The organism is Enterobacter asburiae (assembly GCA_011754535.1).
In the GTDB taxonomy this organism is placed as follows: Bacteria; Pseudomonadota; Gammaproteobacteria; order Enterobacterales; family Enterobacteriaceae; genus Enterobacter; species Enterobacter cloacae_N.
Window position 1 is genome coordinate 2,382,982 of record JAAQVN010000001.1, and the last position, 17,909, is coordinate 2,400,890.

19 protein-coding genes are annotated in these 17,909 nt (G+C 58.1%); 13 read left to right on the plus strand and 6 right to left on the minus strand.

Annotation, left to right across the window (positions count from 1 at the left end; all coding sequences use genetic code 11):
• Positions 1 to 43: 43 nt before the first annotated feature.
• The 7 genes from HBM95_11230 to zinT all read left to right on the plus strand — a co-directional run bounded on the left by HBM95_11230 (position 44) and on the right by zinT (position 7,492).
• Complete coding sequence (locus HBM95_11230; GenBank protein NIH43504.1) at positions 44 to 1,147, plus strand: cobalamin-independent methionine synthase II family protein; 1,104 nt, start codon at positions 44 to 46, stop codon at positions 1,145 to 1,147.
• Positions 1,148 to 1,349: 202 nt separating this feature from the next.
• Positions 1,350 to 2,621: an urea ABC transporter substrate-binding protein gene (urtA, locus tag HBM95_11235; GenBank protein ID NIH43505.1), complete on the plus strand. Its 1,272-nt coding sequence runs from the start codon at positions 1,350 to 1,352 to the stop codon at positions 2,619 to 2,621.
• Positions 2,622 to 2,645: 24 nt separating this feature from the next.
• Positions 2,646 to 4,220, plus strand: coding sequence for an urea ABC transporter permease subunit UrtB (urtB, locus tag HBM95_11240; protein ID NIH43506.1), 1,575 nt, complete (start codon positions 2,646 to 2,648; stop codon positions 4,218 to 4,220).
• A complete protein-coding gene (gene urtC / locus HBM95_11245) occupies positions 4,220 to 5,293 on the plus strand; it encodes an urea ABC transporter permease subunit UrtC (protein NIH43507.1) in 1,074 nt (357 codons plus the stop codon). The genes urtB and urtC overlap by 1 nt, the downstream gene beginning before the upstream one ends.
• Entirely contained in the window at positions 5,293 to 6,090 is a 798-nt protein-coding gene (urtD, locus tag HBM95_11250) for an urea ABC transporter ATP-binding protein UrtD (protein ID NIH43508.1), read from the plus strand. The genes urtC and urtD overlap by 1 nt, the downstream gene beginning before the upstream one ends.
• 9 nt (positions 6,091 to 6,099) lie before the next feature.
• Complete coding sequence (urtE, locus tag HBM95_11255) at positions 6,100 to 6,798, plus strand: urea ABC transporter ATP-binding subunit UrtE (protein NIH43509.1); 699 nt, start codon at positions 6,100 to 6,102, stop codon at positions 6,796 to 6,798.
• 52 nt (positions 6,799 to 6,850) lie between these two features.
• A complete protein-coding gene (zinT, locus tag HBM95_11260; protein ID NIH43510.1) occupies positions 6,851 to 7,492 on the plus strand; it encodes a metal-binding protein ZinT in 642 nt (213 codons plus the stop codon).
• A gap of 46 nt (positions 7,493 to 7,538) precedes the next feature.
• Here zinT and ydeE read toward each other — a convergent pair whose 3' ends face one another.
• Positions 7,539 to 8,756, minus strand: a complete 1,218-nt coding sequence (ydeE, locus tag HBM95_11265) for an efflux MFS transporter YdeE (GenBank protein ID NIH43511.1) — start codon at positions 8,754 to 8,756, stop codon at positions 7,539 to 7,541.
• A gap of 193 nt (positions 8,757 to 8,949) precedes the next feature.
• Here ydeE and eamA point away from each other — a divergent pair, with 193 nt between their 5' ends.
• A complete protein-coding gene (gene eamA, locus HBM95_11270) occupies positions 8,950 to 9,855 on the plus strand; it encodes an O-acetylserine/cysteine exporter (GenBank protein ID NIH43512.1) in 906 nt (301 codons plus the stop codon).
• Positions 9,856 to 9,886: 31 nt separating this feature from the next.
• Here eamA and marB read toward each other — a convergent pair whose 3' ends face one another.
• The 3 genes from marB to marR are packed head-to-tail and all read right to left on the minus strand — an operon-like array spanning position 9,887 to position 10,974.
• Positions 9,887 to 10,105 carry a multiple antibiotic resistance protein MarB gene (gene marB / locus HBM95_11275; protein NIH43513.1) on the minus strand — a complete coding sequence of 73 codons (219 nt, stop codon included), beginning with the start codon at positions 10,103 to 10,105 and terminating at the stop codon, positions 9,887 to 9,889.
• Positions 10,106 to 10,138: 33 nt separating this feature from the next.
• Positions 10,139 to 10,519 (minus strand): MDR efflux pump AcrAB transcriptional activator MarA, encoded by a 381-nt coding sequence (marA, locus tag HBM95_11280; GenBank protein ID NIH43514.1) that lies wholly within the window; start codon positions 10,517 to 10,519, stop codon positions 10,139 to 10,141.
• 20 nt (positions 10,520 to 10,539) lie between these two features.
• The gene (gene marR, locus HBM95_11285) at positions 10,540 to 10,974 is read right to left on the minus strand and encodes a multiple antibiotic resistance transcriptional regulator MarR (GenBank protein ID NIH43515.1); all 435 of its coding nucleotides are present in this window, start codon (positions 10,972 to 10,974) and stop codon (positions 10,540 to 10,542) included.
• 256 nt (positions 10,975 to 11,230) lie between these two features.
• On the opposite strand from marR, the gene HBM95_11290 reads away from it, so the two are divergent.
• Entirely contained in the window at positions 11,231 to 11,896 is a 666-nt protein-coding gene (locus HBM95_11290) for a MarC family NAAT transporter (GenBank protein NIH43516.1), read from the plus strand.
• A 46-nt stretch (positions 11,897 to 11,942) separates the two neighbouring features.
• Here HBM95_11290 and HBM95_11295 read toward each other — a convergent pair whose 3' ends face one another.
• On the minus strand, positions 11,943 to 13,139 hold the full coding sequence (locus HBM95_11295; GenBank protein NIH43517.1) for a sugar transporter: 1,197 nt from the start codon (positions 13,137 to 13,139) through the stop codon (positions 11,943 to 11,945).
• Between the two features lie 176 nt (positions 13,140 to 13,315).
• Between HBM95_11295 and HBM95_11300 the strand changes: the two genes are divergently transcribed.
• The 3 genes from HBM95_11300 (at position 13,316) to HBM95_11310 (ending at position 15,489) form a co-directional block, all read left to right on the plus strand.
• Positions 13,316 to 14,104 carry a PhzF family phenazine biosynthesis protein gene (locus tag HBM95_11300; GenBank protein ID NIH43518.1) on the plus strand — a complete coding sequence of 263 codons (789 nt, stop codon included), beginning with the start codon at positions 13,316 to 13,318 and terminating at the stop codon, positions 14,102 to 14,104.
• A 26-nt stretch (positions 14,105 to 14,130) separates the two neighbouring features.
• Positions 14,131 to 14,925, plus strand: a complete 795-nt coding sequence (locus HBM95_11305) for a PhzF family phenazine biosynthesis protein (protein NIH43519.1) — start codon at positions 14,131 to 14,133, stop codon at positions 14,923 to 14,925.
• An 81-nt stretch (positions 14,926 to 15,006) separates the two neighbouring features.
• Positions 15,007 to 15,489, plus strand: coding sequence for a GNAT family N-acetyltransferase (locus tag HBM95_11310; GenBank protein NIH43520.1), 483 nt, complete (start codon positions 15,007 to 15,009; stop codon positions 15,487 to 15,489).
• Here the strand turns inward: HBM95_11310 and HBM95_11315 are convergent.
• A complete protein-coding gene (locus HBM95_11315; GenBank protein ID NIH43521.1) occupies positions 15,443 to 16,321 on the minus strand; it encodes a LysR family transcriptional regulator in 879 nt (292 codons plus the stop codon). The two genes, HBM95_11310 and HBM95_11315, sit on opposite strands and share 47 nt — an antisense overlap.
• A gap of 98 nt (positions 16,322 to 16,419) precedes the next feature.
• On the opposite strand from HBM95_11315, the gene sad reads away from it, so the two are divergent.
• Positions 16,420 to 17,808: a succinate-semialdehyde dehydrogenase gene (gene sad / locus HBM95_11320; protein ID NIH43522.1), complete on the plus strand. Its 1,389-nt coding sequence runs from the start codon at positions 16,420 to 16,422 to the stop codon at positions 17,806 to 17,808.
• Positions 17,809 to 17,909: the final 101 nt, after the last annotated feature.

Consider the following 17,909-nt stretch of genomic DNA (forward strand, 5'->3'; position numbering starts at 1 on the left):
TATCACTGCCGGCAATTATCGCCGGCAGACTGAGGAGATTTCCATGCAACGACAGCACGCCCCATACCGCGCCGACGTAGTCGGCAGCTTTTTACGTCCGGATGCCGTTAAACAGGCGCGCCTGAAGTTCGCCAGCGGCGAAATTGATGCCGGACAGCTTCGTGCGGTGGAGGACGAGGCCATTCGCCACGTCGTCGAGCAGCAGTGTGCGTGCGGCCTGCATGTAGTGACCGACGGTGAATTTCGCCGTGCCTGGTGGCACTTCGACTTCTTTGACGGTCTGCAGGGCGTTGAGCGTTACGATTCGCAGCAGGGCATTCAGTTCAACGGAGTACAAACCAAGGCCCACGGCGTGCGCGTGACCGGCAAGCTGGGCTTTGGCGACCACCCGATGCTGGAAGATTTCCGCTATCTGAAAAGCATCAGCGGCAATGCCCAGCCGAAGATGACCATTCCCAGCCCAAGCGTGCTCCATTTCCGCGGCGGGCGCAAAGACATCGACGCGACGGTTTACCCGGATCTGAACGACTATTTCGAGGACCTGGCGACCACCTGGCGCGACGCCATCCGCGCATTCTACGACGCGGGCTGCCGTTACCTGCAGCTGGACGACACCGTCTGGGCCTATCTCTGTTCGGACGATCAGCGCCGTCAGATCCGCGAGCGCGGCGATGATGCCGATGAGCTGGCGCAAATCTATGCCCGCGTGCTGAACAAGGCGCTGGAAGGCAAGCCGGAGGATCTGACCATCGGGCTGCACGTCTGCCGCGGCAACTTCCGTTCCACCTGGATTTCCGAAGGCGGCTACGAGCCGGTGGCGGAAGTGCTGTTCGGAACGGTTAACGTTGACGCCTTTTTCCTCGAATACGATAACGACCGCAGCGGGGATTTCGCGCCACTGCGCTTCGTTCGTCCGGGCAAGCAGCAGGTGGTGCTGGGGCTGATCACCACCAAAAACGGTGAGCTGGAGAACCCGGAAGGCATCAAGGCGCGTCTGGAAGAGGCAGCGAAGTACGTGGCGAAAGATCAGATTTGCCTCAGCCCGCAGTGCGGTTTTGCCTCGACAGAAGAGGGCAACAGCCTGAGCGAAACCCAGCAGTGGGATAAAGTCCGTCTGGTCACGCAGATTGCCAGCGAAGTCTGGTAAACCTTCCGGCACAGCGCTGCATTATAAAAGTGCAGCGCTGTGCCATTCTGAGTCGTTCTCTTTACATCCTGCACTCTGTTTCCTGCAATAGCGCATTTTTCATTCTGGCATCCTTTTTGCTCCTGCTTCGCTGACACCTTTATTTCCGCGTCCATGCCGTTACGGACGTTTTCGCACAGCGTTCTTTTTCAGGAGTGAAAATATGCAGCGTCGTACCTTATTAAAAGCCTTTGCGTTATCCGCGTCCGTCGCGGCGATGGGAATGAGTTTTGGCGTGCAGGCGGCCGATACCATCAAAGTGGGGATCATGCATTCTCTGTCCGGCACGATGGCCATCTCCGAAACCCCGCTGAAAGACGTCGCGCTGATGACCATCGATGAGATCAACGCCAAAGGCGGCGTGCTGGGTAAGAAACTGGAGCCGGTGGTGGTGGATCCGGCCTCGAACTGGCCGCTATTTGCCGAGAAGGCGCGTCAGCTGTTGAGCCAGGATAAAGTGGCGGTAGTGTTCGGCTGCTGGACGTCGGTTTCGCGTAAATCGGTGCTGCCGGTCTTCGAAGAGCTGAACGGCCTGTTGTTCTATCCGGTGCAGTATGAGGGCGAAGAGATGTCGCCAAACGTCTTCTATACCGGCGCAGCGCCGAACCAGCAGGCCATTCCGGCGGTGGAATACCTGATGAGCGAAGACGGCGGCGGGGCGAAACGCTTCTTCCTGCTGGGGACCGACTACGTTTACCCGCGCACCACCAACAAGATCCTGCGCGCGTTCCTGCATTCGAAAGGGGTGGCGGATAAGGACATCGAAGAGGTTTACACCCCGTTTGGTCATAGCGACTACCAGACCATCGTCGCCAACATCAAGAAATTCTCCGCAGGCGGCAAAACCGCCGTGGTCTCGACCATCAACGGCGATTCCAACGTACCGTTCTACAAAGAGCTGGCTAACCAGGGACTGAAGGCGACCGACGTCCCGGTGGTGGCGTTCTCCGTAGGTGAAGAAGAGCTGCGCGGGATCGACACCAAACCGCTGGTCGGCAACCTCGCGGCGTGGAACTACTTTGAATCCGTGGATAACCCGACCAACCAGGCCTTCGTCGCGGATTACAAAGCCTATGCCAAAGCGCACAAGCTGCCGAACGCCGATACCGTGGTGACCAACGACCCGATGGAAGCTACTTACGTGGGGATTCATATGTGGGCGCAGGCGGTGGAAAAAGCGGGCACCACCGACGTGGATAAGGTGCGTGCGGCGATGGCCGGTCAGTCGTTTAAGGCGCCTTCAGGCTTTACGCTCACCATGGATGCCACCAACCATCATCTGCATAAGCCGGTCATGATCGGTGAAATCGAAGGCAACGGCCAGTTCAACGTGGTCTGGCAGACGGAGCAGCCGGTACGCGCCCAGCCGTGGAGCCCGTTCATCGATGGGAATGACAAAAAGCCCGACCAGCCGATGAAAACCGCCAGCAACTAAGCCATCACCGCAGGGAGAAACGTCATGAACGCCATGCGCATGTTCATCGCTCTTGTATGGCTTTCCGGACTGCTGCCAGGGATGGCGCAGGCATCGGATGCCGATCGTTTTGTTGCCGCCACCCGCAGCCAGCAGGCGGATTTACTCACGCAGTGGGCCGCCGCGCCGGATGCCGCACGGCTGCCGCTGCTTCAGTCTCTGCAAAAGGAAAACCTGTATACCGACAGCCAAAAGCACGCCTTTGCGCAGCGCAATGGTCAAATGGTTTCGCTCGGTGAAGCCCGCGTGGCCGAAGGGCCAGCCAAAGCCGTTCGTCTGACCAACCGGCTGCGCGTGCTGGCTGCTACGGCCATCGCTACACATCAGCTGGTGAGTGACAGTGTCACAGAAAGACGAGCAGCGGCGCGTCAGCTTCAGCGGGATGCCCAGCCGGGGATGCTCGCTTTTCTCGAAAAGCGGGTAAACGATGAAACGGACGCTGTCGCGCGCCAGGCGCTTTTACTGGCGGTGGCGAATCTCCAGCTGGCCAGCCCGCAGGCAGAGGTGCGCCACAAGGCTGTCGAATTATTAGGCCAGTCAGACGATCCGGACGTTCAGTCCAGACTCACCCCGTTCACTCAGGCGCAGACCGAGCCGGACGCCAGCGTGCGCGCGGCCGCGCAGGAGAGTCTTAGCCAGATCCAGCATCGACTGATGTGGGGCGACCTGCTGGGCCAGGCGTTTATGGGGCTGTCCCTGGGATCGGTGCTGCTGCTGGCCGCGCTGGGGCTCGCTATCACCTACGGCCTGCTGGGCGTCATTAATATGGCGCACGGCGAGATGCTGATGCTGGGCGCGTACGCCACGTGGATGGTGCAGCAGGCGATGGCCGGGCTTGCGCCCCAGTGGCTGGCGCTCTATCCCGTTATCGCGCTGCCGGTGGCGTTCTGCCTGACGGCGGGCATCGGGATGGTGCTGGAGCGCACCGTGATCCGTCACCTGTATGGTCGCCCGCTGGAAACGCTGCTGGCAACGTGGGGGATCAGCCTGATGATTATCCAGCTGGTGCGCATGATGTTTGGCGCCCAGAACCTGGAGGTCGCCAACCCGGCATGGCTGTCCGGCGGGGTGCAGGTTTTTGCCAACCTGACGCTGCCGTGGAACCGCATAGTGGTGCTGGGCTTTGTGCTGATGGTGCTGTTCTTTACCTGGCTCATTCTGAATAAAACCCGTCTGGGGCTCAACGTGCGGGCGGTAACGCAGAACCGCAGCATGGCCGCCTGCTGCGGGGTACCGACAGGTCGCGTCGATATGCTGGCGTTTGGGCTGGGCTCAGGGATCGCCGGGCTAGGCGGCGTGGCGTTATCCCAGCTTGGGAACGTCGGGCCGGAGCTCGGTCAGGGTTACATCATCGACTCGTTCCTCGTGGTCGTTCTCGGTGGCGTGGGCCAGCTGGCAGGCAGCGTAGCCGCCGCATTTGGGCTGGGCATTTTCAATAAAATTCTTGAGCCCCAGATGGGGGCCGTACTGGGCAAGATTGTGATTCTGGTAGCGATCGTGCTGTTTATTCAGAAGCGTCCTCAGGGGCTGTTTGCGCTGAAAGGGAGGGTGATTGACTGATGAGCCAGCCGCTAACCTTAACGCTGACGCGTAAAGCGCCGCGCGTCACGCAGATTGCAGGCAGCCTCCTGGTGGCATGTCTGCTGATATTACCGTTTTTTGCCTTGCTGCCTGCGACGCATCCGCTGGCGCTGTCGACCTGGATGCTGACGCTCATCGGCAAGATCCTCTGCTATGCCATCGTTGCGGTGGCGCTGGATCTGGTGTGGGGCTATGCCGGGATGCTCTCTCTTGGGCACGGCATCTTCTTCGCCCTGGGCGGCTATGCGATGGGGATGTACCTGATGCGTCAGGCGTCAGGCGACGGCCTGCCCGCGTTTATGTCGTTTCTCTCCTGGAGCGAGCTGCCGTGGTTCTGGTGGGGCACCCAGCACTTTGCCTGGGCGCTGGTGCTGATTGTGATGGTACCGGGCCTGCTGGCGCTGGTGTTTGGCTGGTTTGCCTTCCGCTCAAAGATCAAAGGTGTCTACTTCTCGATTATGACCCAGGCGCTGACCTACGCGGGCATGCTGCTGTTCTTTCGCAACGAAACCGGATTTGGCGGCAATAACGGCTTTACCGGCTTCACTACGCTGCTCGGGTTTTCGGTGACGGAAACGGCCACCCGCATCGCGCTGTTCCTGGCAACCGTGCTGCTGCTGCTCCTGGCGTTGGGTACCGGATTTGCGCTGGCGAAGAGCAAGTTTGGCCGCATCCTGACCGCCGTGCGCGATGCCGAAAACCGCCTGACGTTTTGCGGCTACGATCCGCGCGGGTTCAAGCTGCTGGTATGGACGCTCTCTGCCGTGCTGTGCGGCCTGGCGGGGGCGCTGTACGTCCCGCAGGTGGGCATTATCAACCCCGGAGAGATGTCGCCGACCAACTCGATAGAAGCCGCCATCTGGGTGGCGCTGGGCGGGCGCGGCACGCTGGTGGGGCCGGTGATTGGCGCGGCGCTGGTCAACGGAGCGAAGAGCTTTTTCACCGTCGCCATGCCAGAGTACTGGCAGCTTTTTCTGGGACTGATTTTTATTGCCGTCACGCTGTTCCTGCCGCGCGGCGTCTACGGTCTGTTGCGTAAGGGAGAGAAATAATGCAGCCAGGGGAAGGATTATTTACCCGCCAGCTGCCCGGCGATCGCTACCGGGAGCAGACTGACCCGGTGCTTCAGCTTGAGGCCATTAACGTCAGTTTCGACGGCTTTCAGGCCCTGACCGATCTCTCGCTGAATATCGGCGTGGGCGAGCTTCGCTGCGTGATTGGTCCCAACGGGGCCGGTAAAACCACGCTGATGGACGTCATTACCGGCAAAACGCGGCCAAAGAGCGGCAGGGCGATTTACGATCAGTCCATCGACCTGACCGCGCTTGAGCCTGCGGCCATTGCCCGTCAGGGGATTGGTCGAAAATTCCAGAAGCCCACGGTCTTTGAAGCGCTGACGGTGTGGGAAAACCTCGAGATCGCCATGAAAACCGACAAATCCGTCTGGGCGAGCCTGCGGGCAAAACTCAACGGCGAGCAGCGCGACCGGATCGATGAAATGCTGGTGTTGCTGCGCCTTAGCAGCGAGCGCGAACGCCGCGCCGGGCTGCTTTCGCACGGGCAGAAACAGTTCCTGGAGATCGGCATGCTGCTGGTGCAGGACCCGCACCTGCTGCTGCTGGATGAACCCGCCGCCGGGATGACCGACGCGGAAACGGAATACACCGCCGAGCTGTTCAGAACCCTGGCGGGCAAGCACTCCCTGATGGTGGTGGAGCACGATATGGGCTTTGTTGAAACGATTGCCGACCACGTCACGGTGCTGCATCAGGGGCGGGTGCTGGCGGAGGGCTCGCTTCGCGAGGTGCAGGCCAACGAGCAGGTGATTGAGGTCTATCTGGGGCGCTAAGGAGCGATGATGTTACAGGTTAACGAACTGAATCAGTATTACGGCGGCAGCCATATCCTTCGCGGCGTGAGCTTTGAAGCCGTCACCGGCGAAGTAACCTGCCTGCTGGGGCGCAACGGCGTCGGGAAAACCACGCTGCTGAAGTGTCTTATGGGGCTGATCCCGGCGAAAACCGGGGAGGTCATCTGGCAGGGTAAAACGATCACCCACAGCAGGCCGCACCAGCGGGTGCAGTCTGGCGTGGCGTATGTCCCGCAGGGGCGCGAGATTTTTCCGCGCTTAACTGTGGAAGAGAACCTTCTGCTGGGGCTGTCGCGATTTCCCGCCCGCGAGGCGAAGCAGGTGCCTGACGAAATCTGGCAGCTGTTTCCGGTACTTAAAGAGATGAAGCATCGTCGCGGGGGCGATCTCTCGGGTGGGCAACAGCAGCAGCTGGCGATTGGACGCGCGCTGGCGAGCCGTCCGCAGCTGCTGATCCTGGATGAACCCACCGAAGGCATACAGCCATCCGTCATCAAAGAGATTGGCCACGTGATCCGCACCCTGGCAAACAGAGGCGACATGGCGATCCTGCTGGTCGAGCAGTTTTACGACTTTGCCGCAGAGCTGGCCGACAGCTATCTGCTGATGTCCCGCGGCACCATTATTCAGCGCGGGCGGGGTGAAAATATGGAGCAGGAGGGCGTTCGCGGGCTGGTTGCGATCTGAAATGTTATAATATAACATTCTCGTTCTTATAAAACGGAACGAGGGCGTTACTTTGGCTGCACATATTGGAAAATTTGCCATGACTCTGGGGGCGCTGCTGGTCAGCGGCCAGCTGTTTGCTCACTCGCACGGTCATCAGATGACCGAAGCGGAACAGAAGGCGGCAAACGGCGTGTTTGAGGATAAGGACGTGAAGGACAGAGCACTGTCAGACTGGGACGGGACCTGGCAGTCGGTTTATCCGTTCCTGCTGGACGGCTCGCTGGATCCGGTCTTCAGGCAGAAAGCGCAGAAGGATAAAAGCAAAACCTTTGACGAGGTGAAAGCGTACTACCGCAAGGGATATGCGACGGACGTGGATGCCATCGGCATCGAAAATAACGTGATGGAATTTCATAAAGGCAAAGCGGTCAGCCGCTGTCAGTATGGTTACAGCGGCTACAAAATTCTGACCTATGCGTCAGGTAAGAAAGGCGTTCGCTATCTGTTTGAGTGTAAAGATGCCGACAGCAAGGCGCCTAAATTCGTGCAGTTCAGCGACCACACCATCGGACCGAAGGCCTCTTCGCACTTCCATATTTTCATGGGCAACACCTCCCACGAGGCGCTGCTGAAAGAGATGGATAACTGGCCGACCTATTATCCAAACGAGATGTACAAAGAGCAGGTGGTGGAGGAGATGTTGCACCACTAGGCTGTTGCTTTTGCCGGGTGGTGGCTTAGCCATACCCGGCACACGATTAGGGTTTTGTAGGTCGGGTAAGCGCAGCGCCACCCGACACGCTATCTTCACTTTTCACGCTCATCCCGCGCAAAATCATCAGCCACGCAATGACGATGGCGACCATCATGATGACAAACAGCGACCAGTGCGGCAGGTTGGTCAGGATAATACCGGTGATCATCGGGTTTGCCGCCGCGCCGAGCCAGCCCAGCGCCTGGGCTGAGAAATAGCTCGCCTTCATCCCCGGCGGGGCAATGTTGTCGATCAGCATGTATTCACCCGGTGCGTAGATAATCTCACCCAGCGTAAAGACGGCGGCGGCGATGCCCCAGTAAATCAGGTTCTCCCCGGAGAGCATAAAGCCCCCCAGCCCCAGGATAAAAAACAGCGTTGCGGCGGTCATTAAAGGCCGAATATTGCTGGCGGAGATCTTGCGCCCCAGCGCGTACTGCAGCGTCACCACCACGGCTGCGTTAACGGGCAGCACCACGGCGACCACCTTCTGGGCAAAATCGCTGTCGGCATTGGCGGCCAGAACATACTGCGAAATGCAGCTGGCGAACGATCCGCCCACGTAAGACGCGAGCAGGCCGGAGAGGGTGAACCAGAACAGGGCGCGGTCTTTCAGCAGTACCGACGGCTGCCAGGGCATCTTCTCCTCGGCGGTATCCAGCGCGACGCTTTTCTGCACGAAGAAATGAATAAACCCGAGCGGCAGCGCGGCGCAGAAGGCGGCCAGCCAGAACGGCAGCTGCAGGCTGTACATCACCAGCAGGGTGCCAATGGGCGGCCCGATCGTCCAGCCAATGTTCAGGAAGCTGTAGTTCAGCGAGAAGACGCGCGCTTTCTGGCTTGCGGTGAGCACGTCGGAGAACCAGGCCTTCAGCACCGTCGAAAAGACGGAATAGGCGCAGTTGATCAGGGAAAAGAACAGCACCACCAGCGTGACGTTATCCACCAGCGGGATCGCGACAAAACCGGCGATAAAGGCCACGATCGCGATCAGCATGTAGCGCTTTTTATCAAACTTATCGGCCAGAATGCCAAACCCCAGGCTGAACACTACGCCGACGGTGAGCGCAATCGTCAGGGCATAACCAATATTCTCGACGCTCATATTAAACACGCGCGTGAGATAAATGGTCATGAACGGCAGCGTTGCCCCCCGACCGATGGTTAATAACAATGACGATGCCAGTAGCGCTGCGGTTGAGCGCCTGAGAGATGGTTTCATATTCCTGCCCGACAATTGCTTATGCTTTTTATGTTGTGTCCTAAAAGGAGTATCACGACATAAGGGGCTTGTATAGCACCCGATTTATCCCTAAGTGCTTCAGCTCCCTGCCAGAAATAATGATCTTCTCGCGACACACTTTTTTCTGTTACCTTGAAGTGTTAACAAATTATTAATAATTCAGGGGCAGGGTATGACGCGTAAAGACGGGCTGCTGGCGTTGCTGGTGGTCGTGGTGTGGGGGCTGAATTTCGTGGTCATCAAGCTGGGGCTGCACAATATGCCCCCGCTGATGCTGGCCGGTTTGCGTTTTATGCTAGTGGCGTTCCCGGCGCTCTTTTTCGTCGCCCGTCCAAAAATTCCGTTAAAACTGCTTTTGGGCTATGGCCTGACCATCAGCTTTGGCCAGTTCGCGTTTCTCTTCTGCGCCATTAAGTTCGGGATGCCGGCCGGTCTTGCCTCGCTGGTGTTACAGGCGCAGGCGTTCTTTACCATTATTCTCGGCGCCTTCGTGTTTGGCGAACGTTTACAGGGCAAACAGCTGGCGGGGATCGCGCTCGCGGTGTTTGGCGTGCTGGTGCTGATTGAAGCCAGCCTGAACGGTCAGGACGTGGCGCTGCTCGGGTTTATGCTCACGCTGGCGGCGGGGCTGAGCTGGGCCTGCGGCAATATCTTCAACAAGCTGATTATGCAGCACGAGGCAAGGCCTCAGGTGATGTCCCTGGTGGTCTGGAGCGCGTTGATCCCGATAATCCCGTTTCTGGCGGCGTCGTTTATTCTGGATGGCCCGGAGGTGATGCTGAACAGCCTGGTCGACATCGATCTGACCACGATACTTTCTCTTATCTATCTGGCGTTTGTCGCCACCATCGTGGGCTACGGGATCTGGGGCTCGCTGCTGGGGCGCTATGAGACCTGGCGCGTCGCGCCGCTGTCTTTGCTGGTTCCGGTGGTGGGGCTTGCCAGTGCGGCGATACTGCTGGATGAAACGTTAAGCGCGCTGCAGCTGCTCGGTGCCGTGCTGATCATGGCCGGTCTGTACATCAACGTGTTTGGTCTGCGTGTACGTCGGGCGGCGCGGGTGAGTGGGAAGGCATAAAAAAGCCCCGCGTATGCGGGGCAAAAACGAATCAGAGGCCGTGCCGATTATAATAAGGCACGCCTAATTCGTCGGATTTGTCGCTACCAGCACCCATATGGTTGAAATCAAAAGGTGACTGGTCATGTGCTGACGGCAAAATCATCGTGTCACGATTATTTTGCTGCGTTGCACCTGGGGTTTGCTCCGCGAAGGTCTGGCTGGAAAACAGCACCAGCAAGGCGAGGGCGGCGGAGGCGGTAACGTTCATTTTTTCCTCGGTTACGTCTGTTACAGGCGATGTTTAACTACAGTGTTTTAACGGATACAGATAACGGGATTCACCCGGTACGCTGGTGATTCGGTACTTATGAGGCGGCACGTCAAAGTAGTTCTTGAACGTACGCGTCAGGGTTTGCTGTGATTCAAATCCGTAACGCTCCGCCAGATAAAGGATCGGCTCATTGCTTTCTTTCAGTTTCTGGGCAATTTCCGTCAGTTTGCGGCTGCGAATATATTGACCTAATGAATGACCGGTCTCTTTTTTGAACATCCGTTGCAGGTGCCATTTGGAGTAACCTGAACGCTCAGACACTTTTTCAAGGGAGAGCGGCGATTCCAGGTTATCTTCGATCCAGTCCAAAATGCTATGAATAGTGATAGCGTCAGTATTGCGTCTGGACATCGTCATACCTCTTTTTCTGTTTACGGCAGTATTTTCTTCAGCAAAAGCTCAAGGGTTGCCACTTCATCTGCCGTTAAGTTTTTTGTTAGTTCCTGATGCAGTGTTTGTCCTACTAATTGATGACATTGCTCGCACATAGCCGCGCCATCGCTGGTGAGCCTGACCAGTACGCCGCGTTTGTCATTTGGGTTAGGGCTTCGTTCTACCCATCCTTTGCAGACGAGACGATCGAGCATGCGCGTTAACGCACCCAGATCGACAGAGAGCACCTTTTTCAGCTCAACCGGCGTGATACACCCTTCGCAGCGAATGGAGCACAGCACTTTGAACTGTGTTGCGGTGATATCCAGCGGTGACAGATAGTCATTGAGCAGGCGATCTTTTTTCTGGTTAACCATATGAATAAGACGACCCAGTGGAACAACGTCGTTGAAGATATCACTGGTGTTTTTCACAATGGTTGCCCTGGCAAGTAGTTTAGTCACGGCAGATATTATTGCTCAGGCAAGTATAAGTCAACTGAATGAATCGGCCGATGCCACGAATTGCTAAAACGTTTCATGAACTTTATTTGAAAGCTTGTAAATCATATAGATAACTGCTGGTTATCATTACCTTAAGAAAATAATCGTTACGTTGCGCAGATGGCTGAGCGTCACACTTTCACCCTATAATTGCGATGTTAAATGTGGATAAGGACAACGACGCACTATGTTGGATTTGATTAAAGCAATTGGGCTTGGGCTGGTGGTACTGCTGCCGTTGGCTAACCCGTTAACGACGGTGGCGCTTTTCCTCGGGCTGGCAGGGAATATGAACAGCGCCGAGCGCAATCATCAGTCGATGATGGCTGCCGTGTATGTCTTTGCCATTATGATGGTGGCTTACTATGCGGGACAGGTGGTGATGAACACCTTCGGGATTTCCATCCCTGGCTTGCGTATCGCCGGGGGGCTGATCGTGGCCTTTATCGGCTTCCGCATGCTGTTCCCGGCGCAAAAGGCGCACGAGTCGCCCGAGGCGGCCAGTAAATCCGAAGAGCTGGAAACCGAACCGAGTGCCAATATCGCCTTTGTACCGATTGCCATGCCGAGCACGGCGGGGCCGGGTACCATCGCGATGATCATCAGCTCCGCGTCGACGGTGCGCGACAGCGCAACCTTCCCGGACTGGGTGCTGACGGTTGCGCCGCCGCTGATTTTTGCGATTATCGGGCTTATCGTCTGGGCGTCGCTGCGCAGCTCTGGCGCCATTATGCGCTGGGTAGGCAAGGGCGGGATTGAAGCCATTTCGCGGCTGATGGGCTTCTTGCTGGTTTGTATGGGCGTGCAGTTTATTATTAACGGCGTGCTGGAGATTATTAAGACCTACCATTGAGTTTATTGCCGGGTAAGGCGAAACCGCCACCCGGCATAAACAAACCTCACCCGTGCTGCCCCTGTTCCTCCAGCGCCACCGGCCACTTGCGGAAGATGAGTACCGACCAGATCAGCGCCACCAGGGCTGGAATGGCTCCCAGATAGCCAATCGCCGACATCGACACGTGCAGGCTAATCTGATTTCCCACCAGCGCCCCCGCGCCAATCCCCAGATTGAATATCCCCGAGAACAGCGACATCGCCACGTCCGTGGCATCCGGCGCCAGGGCCAGGACTTTCACCTGCATGCCGAGACCAATAATCATAATCGCTACGCCCCAGAACAGGCTCAGGATCGCCAGATGGCTTTCGCTGCCTGACGCAGGCAGCAGCAGCACCAGGCACGCCAGCAGCAGGCCGATGGCGCTGCTCACAAGCAGGGAGGCATGCTGGTTACCCAGTTTGCCAAACAGCACGCTGCCAATAATGCCCGCGCCGCCAAGGATGAGCAGTAAGAGGGTGGCAAAGTTAGCGCTAAAGCCCGCGACCATCTGCACAAACGGCTCAATGTAGCTGTACGCCGTGTAATGCGCGGTGACCACGATAACGGTGAGCAGGTAGATACTCAGCAGCGCCGGGCGACGCATCAACAGCGGCAGACTTTTCAGCGAGCCGGAATGTTCGCTCGGCAGCGCGGGCAGCAGCTTAATCAGACACACCAGCGTCACCAGCGCGCCCATGCCGATGGCGAAGAAGGTGGTACGCCAGCCGAAGTATTGTCCCACGATGCGGCCAATGGGCAGCCCCAGCACCATTGCCAGCGCGGTACCGGTGGCAATCAGGCTCAAGGCCTGGGCGCGTTTACCCGCCGGCGCGAGTCGAATAGCCAGCGACGCGGTAATCGACCAGAAGACCGCGTGGGCAAAAGCGATGCCGATGCGGCTAATGACCAGCACCGTAAAATTCCACGCCATAAACGACAGGACATGGCTGGCAATGAACAAAGTAAACAGACCGATCAACAGCCTGCGCCGCTCCATCTGGCTGGTCAGCAGCATAAACGGCAGCGACATCAGCGCCACGACCCAGGCGTAGATGGTCAACATAATGCCCACCTGCGCCGTTTCCATCTGGAAGCTTTCGGCTATGTCAGACAACAGCCCAACCGGAACAAATTCTGTGGTGTTAAAAATAAACGCGGCAATGGCCAGCGTGACCACGCGTAGCCACGCAACTCTGCGGGAAACTGTGTTCGTTGTCATAGGGATGTGGAGATACGTTGCTGGAAAGAAGAGGAGACGATCTTAAAACGTTGAACGGCGAAAACTCAACCATTATGTGACGCAGATCTCAATATTTACCTTATGAAAGCGGTAGCCGGAGGCACTGTTTTCATTGAATATAAAAGTACAACACAACAAAAACAGGCGGTAAGACAATGCAGGAGATTGATTTTTATCTGGTAGATGCGTTCAGCAAAAGCGCTTTTGGCGGCAACCCGGCGGCGGTTTGCCCGCTGAAAGCGTGGTTACCCGATGAGACGCTACTGAAAATGGCGCAGCAGCATAATCAGTCGGAAACCGCATTTTTCGTCTGCACTAAAGGCGGCATTGAGCTACGCTGGTTTACCACGCTCGCCGAAGTCAATCTTTGCGGTCATGCTACCCTTGCCGCCGCGTACGTTCTGTTTAATGAACTGGATTATCCCGATTCACGGATCCACTTTGACACTGCGTCCGGTCGCCTCACGGTCAGCCGGGAGGGAGAGTGGATGACGCTGGACTTCCCGGCGTGTCCGACCTGTGAAGAGACGCCGCCGCCGGAAATGCTTGCGGCGCTAGGTATCCGCGATTACGTTGAAGCCCGTAAGGGCCGCGCCTGGGTGATTGTGCTGGAAAACCGCCAGCAGGTTGAAGCGCTTGAGCCGCGCTTTTCGGCGATGACGCCGGGCGAGCATAAGGTGAGCGTGACGGCACCGGGCGAAGGGGAGTATGACTTTGTCAGCCGCTTCTTCTCGCCGGGCGTTTCCGTTCCGGAAGATCCGGTCACTGGATCCGCGCACACGATGCTGATCCCCTACTGGAGCGAAAAGCTGGGGAAAACGGCGATGTTTGCCCGTCAGGTCTCGGCGCGCGGCGGGGATGTACGCTGCGAGCTGCGAGGGGAGCGCGTATTGATGAGCGGTCAGGCGTCGTGCTACCTGAAAGGCACTGTGTATCTGCGCTAAAACTGATAACAAGAGAGGAAGAGACAATGCGGGAAATTGATTTTTATCTGGTGGATGCCTTCAGCGACAAAACCTTTGGCGGCAACGCCGCGGCGGTATGTCCTCTGGAAGAGTGGCTGCCCGACGAGACCCTTTTCAAGATGGCGCAGCAGCATAACCAGTCTGAGACCGCCTTTTTTGTGCGAACAGACGGTGGGTTTGAACTGCGCTGGTTTACCACGCTGCATGAAATTAACCTCTGCGGCCATGCGACCCTCGCGGCATCGCACGTCATTTTTGAGTATCTGGACTACCCACATACGGAAATTCACTTTACCACGCGCTTTGTGGGCGAGTTGACGGTCAAACGCAGCGGCGACTGGCTGACGCTGAACTTCCCCGCGTGGTCGACGGAAGCCGTCGATAACCCGCCGCCGGCGCTGTTTAGCGCGCTGGGCATCCCGGCGGCGAAAGAGGTGCGCGTCGGGCGAGATTATATGGTGGTGCTGGAGAGCCAACAGCAGGTGGAGGCGTTAACGCCTGATATTGGCGCGATGGTACCGCTGGATAAAATGGTCTGCGTGACCGCGCCTGGCGAGGGTGAATATGACTTCGTCAGCCGCTTCTTCTGCCCGGGCGAAGGGGTACCGGAAGATCCGGTTACCGGGTCCACGCACAGCATGCTGATCCCTTACTGGAGCGAAAGGCTGGGTAAGACGTCGCTCAACGCCCGCCAGGTGTCGTACCGCGGCGGGGATCTTCGCTGTGAACTGAAGGGCGACCGCGTGCTGATTGGCGGCCAGGCAACGCTGTATCTGAAAGGGCGTGTCTTTTTGCGCTAGCCGGACGGCGTATAAGTTAATACTATGATGCACCCAGGCAGGCCTGCGCTATGTTGAAATAAAAACAACAAGGAGCCTGCCATGTATTCCATTACCTCTGAATCTGCCCGCCATCCGGACATTACCAGACTGATCGCGGCGCTTGACCGCTATCAAAGCGAACTCTATCCCGCCGAAAGTAATCATCTGCTCGATCTGGCTGCGCTGCCGGAAACGTCGCTGATCCTGATGATCGTCCGCGACCAGCAGCTTCAGGCCGTCGGCTGCGGCGCCATCGTGCTCAACGGGGACGGAACGGGAGAGATGAAGCGGGTCTATATCGATCCGGCCCATCGGGGCCAGCATCTCGGTGAGACGCTGCTGGCCGCCCTGGAAGACGAGGCCCTGAGCCGTCATTGCCACACGGTGCGGCTGGAAACGGGCATTAAGCAACGCGCTGCGGTTCGTCTCTATGAACAGTGCGGATACGAACTGCGTCCGGCCTTTGCCCCCTACGTTGACGACCCGCTCAGCCTGTTTATGGAGAAGGCGCTGGTTGAAGACGTTCGTTTAGCAGCGCTATAAACGCCTCCAGCTGGCGGGTCATCGCCCCGCGACGCCACACCAGCCAGGTGGTGAGCCAGCGCCAGTTTTCCGCCAGCGGCCAGGCTTCAACCTGATGATGGCCCGGCATACTTTCCAGCATTGAGCGCGGCATCAGGGCAATGCCTGCCCCCGCAATGACGCAGGCGAGCATGCCGTGGTAGGACTCCATCTCATGAATGCGACCGGGCGTGGCTCTGTCCGCATGAAACCAGCTTTCAAGGTGTCGGCGATACGAGCAGTTCGCGCGAAAGGCATAAACGTCGCTGCCGCTCACCTGCGCGGCGCGCGTGACCTCCGCCTGCCCGGCAGGCGTGACCAGCATCATCTCTTCCCTGTAGACCGGCATCCCCTCCAGCTCCGGGTGCGACAGCGGTCCGTCGACAAAAGCGGCGCTCAGGGTTCCCTCCAGTACGCCGTCAATCATCGTCCCGGATGGCCCGGTAGAAAGGGCAAACTGGATGCGCGGGTAGCGCTGGTTAAACTGCGCCAGCGTCTCAGGGATGCGCACGGCAGCGGTGCTCTCCAGCGCGCCGAGGGCAAACAGCCCCTGCGGCTCATCGCCCGCGACGACCATGCGCGCTTCATCCACAAGCGCCAGAATCTGCCTGCTGTAGCGCAGGAAGTTATGCCCGGCGGGAGATAAGCGCAAACGCTGGTTCTCACGAATAAACAGCTCAACGCCAAGATCGGCCTCCAGCTGGCGGATGCGGGTCGTCAGGTTCGAGGGAACGCGATGCACCTTCTGTGCCGCCTGGGTGATGCTGCCCGTCTGCGCGACGGCGTTAAACATTTCAAGCTGGGTTAAATCCATAGCATTCTCGTTTCGTGAATAAGGTGGTCAGTATTATTCATTTTTAAGAAATAGCAGAGTGAGCCACACTTAATCAACCGTAATGCGTGGAGAACATCATGAAATATTCATCTGCTACACATGCCCTGTCAGTTAACCCGGCTACGGGCGAAACGCTCGCCGCCTGTCCGTGGGCGACGCAGGAAGAGGTTGAACGTGCCATCGCGCTGGCTGATGCGGGCTTTCGTCAGTGGCGGTGCGAAAGCGTTGCCCACCGGGCGCAGAAGCTGCGCGATCTCGGCGCCGCGCTGCGCGGCCGTGCGGAAGAGATGGCCCGGATGATGTCCCGCGAGATGGGAAAACCCATTCAGCAGGCGCGGGCGGAAGTGGCGAAATCAGCGGGTCTGTGCGACTGGTATGCCGATCATGGCCCGGCGATGCTGCATGCGGAACCTACGCTTGTGGAAAACCACAACGCGGTCATTGAATACCGTCCGCTGGGGCCGATTCTGGCGGTAATGCCCTGGAACTTCCCGCTCTGGCAGGTTCTGCGCGGCGCGGTGCCGATCCTGCTGGCAGGTAATAGCTATCTGCTCAAACATGCGCCGAACGTGCTCGGCTCGGCGGAACTTATCGCGCAGATTTTTGCAGATGCCGGTTTTCCTGAAGGGGTGTTCGGCTGGGTGAATGCCACCAATGACGGCGTAAGCCAGGCGATTAACGATCGCCGCATTGCGGCGGTGACCGTCACCGGCAGCGTGCGCGCCGGGGCCGCCATTGGCGCGCAGGCGGGGGCGGCGCTGAAAAAATGCGTACTTGAGCTGGGTGGCTCCGACCCGTTCATCGTACTCAACGATGCCGATCTGGACCTTGCCGTGAAGGCGGCGGTAGCAGGGCGCTACCAGAATACCGGGCAGGTGTGTGCGGCGGCCAAACGCTTCATTGTGGAAGCGGGTATTGCGGATACCTTTACCCGACGCTTCGTTGACGCCGTCGCCGCGTTAAAGATGGGCGCGCCGGATGAAGAAGAGAACTACCTTGGCCCGATGGCGCGCTATGACCTGCGCGATGAACTGCATCAGCAGGTGCAGGCGAGCCTGGCAGAAGGGGCAACGCTGCTGCTGGGCGGTGAGAAAATCAGCGGCGACGGGAATTATTACGCGCCTACCGTGCTGGCGAACGTCACTCCGTCGATGACAGCCTTCCGCCAGGAGCTGTTTGGTCCGGTTGCGGCCATTACGGTCGCGAAAGATGCGGATCACGCTCTCACGCTTGCCAACGACAGCGACTTTGGTTTGTCTGCGACGGTCTTTACCGCTGACGCAGCGCTTGCGGATAAATTCTCTCGCGAGCTGGAGTGCGGCGGGGTGTTTATCAACGGTTACAGCGCCAGCGACGCGCGCGTGGCCTTTGGTGGCGTGAAGAAGAGCGGTTTTGGCCGCGAGCTTTCTCATTTCGGGCTGCATGAATTCTGTAATGTGCAGACGGTGTGGAAGAACAGAGTGTAATTTATCGCCCGGCGGCGCCGCGCTTGCACCTCTGGCAAGACGGCGTCGCCTGTCATTTTTCTGCAATGGTTCTGTCATTTTCGTTTCGTAGACTTGCACGC

Excerpts from the sequence above, each read along its gene's own strand:
- HBM95_11230 (NIH43504.1), top strand. The coding sequence starts at position 44 with ATGCAACGACAGCACGCCCCATACCGCGCCGACGTAGTCGGCAGCTTT.
- urtA (NIH43505.1), top strand. The coding sequence starts at position 1,350 with ATGCAGCGTCGTACCTTATTAAAAGCCTTTGCGTTATCCGCGTCCGTC.
- urtB (NIH43506.1), top strand. The coding sequence starts at position 2,646 with ATGAACGCCATGCGCATGTTCATCGCTCTTGTATGGCTTTCCGGACTG.
- urtC (NIH43507.1), top strand. The coding sequence starts at position 4,220 with ATGAGCCAGCCGCTAACCTTAACGCTGACGCGTAAAGCGCCGCGCGTC.
- urtD (NIH43508.1), top strand. The coding sequence starts at position 5,293 with ATGCAGCCAGGGGAAGGATTATTTACCCGCCAGCTGCCCGGCGATCGC.
- urtE (NIH43509.1), top strand. The coding sequence starts at position 6,100 with ATGTTACAGGTTAACGAACTGAATCAGTATTACGGCGGCAGCCATATC.
- ydeE (NIH43511.1), bottom strand. The coding sequence starts at position 8,756 with ATGAAACCATCTCTCAGGCGCTCAACCGCAGCGCTACTGGCATCGTCA.
- eamA (NIH43512.1), top strand. The coding sequence starts at position 8,950 with ATGACGCGTAAAGACGGGCTGCTGGCGTTGCTGGTGGTCGTGGTGTGG.
- marB (NIH43513.1), bottom strand. The coding sequence starts at position 10,105 with ATGAACGTTACCGCCTCCGCCGCCCTCGCCTTGCTGGTGCTGTTTTCC.
- marA (NIH43514.1), bottom strand. The coding sequence starts at position 10,519 with ATGTCCAGACGCAATACTGACGCTATCACTATTCATAGCATTTTGGAC.
- HBM95_11290 (NIH43516.1), top strand. The coding sequence starts at position 11,231 with ATGTTGGATTTGATTAAAGCAATTGGGCTTGGGCTGGTGGTACTGCTG.
- HBM95_11295 (NIH43517.1), bottom strand. The coding sequence starts at position 13,139 with ATGACAACGAACACAGTTTCCCGCAGAGTTGCGTGGCTACGCGTGGTC.
- HBM95_11300 (NIH43518.1), top strand. The coding sequence starts at position 13,316 with ATGCAGGAGATTGATTTTTATCTGGTAGATGCGTTCAGCAAAAGCGCT.
- HBM95_11305 (NIH43519.1), top strand. The coding sequence starts at position 14,131 with ATGCGGGAAATTGATTTTTATCTGGTGGATGCCTTCAGCGACAAAACC.
- HBM95_11310 (NIH43520.1), top strand. The coding sequence starts at position 15,007 with ATGTATTCCATTACCTCTGAATCTGCCCGCCATCCGGACATTACCAGA.
- HBM95_11315 (NIH43521.1), bottom strand. The coding sequence starts at position 16,321 with ATGGATTTAACCCAGCTTGAAATGTTTAACGCCGTCGCGCAGACGGGC.
- sad (NIH43522.1), top strand. The coding sequence starts at position 16,420 with ATGAAATATTCATCTGCTACACATGCCCTGTCAGTTAACCCGGCTACG.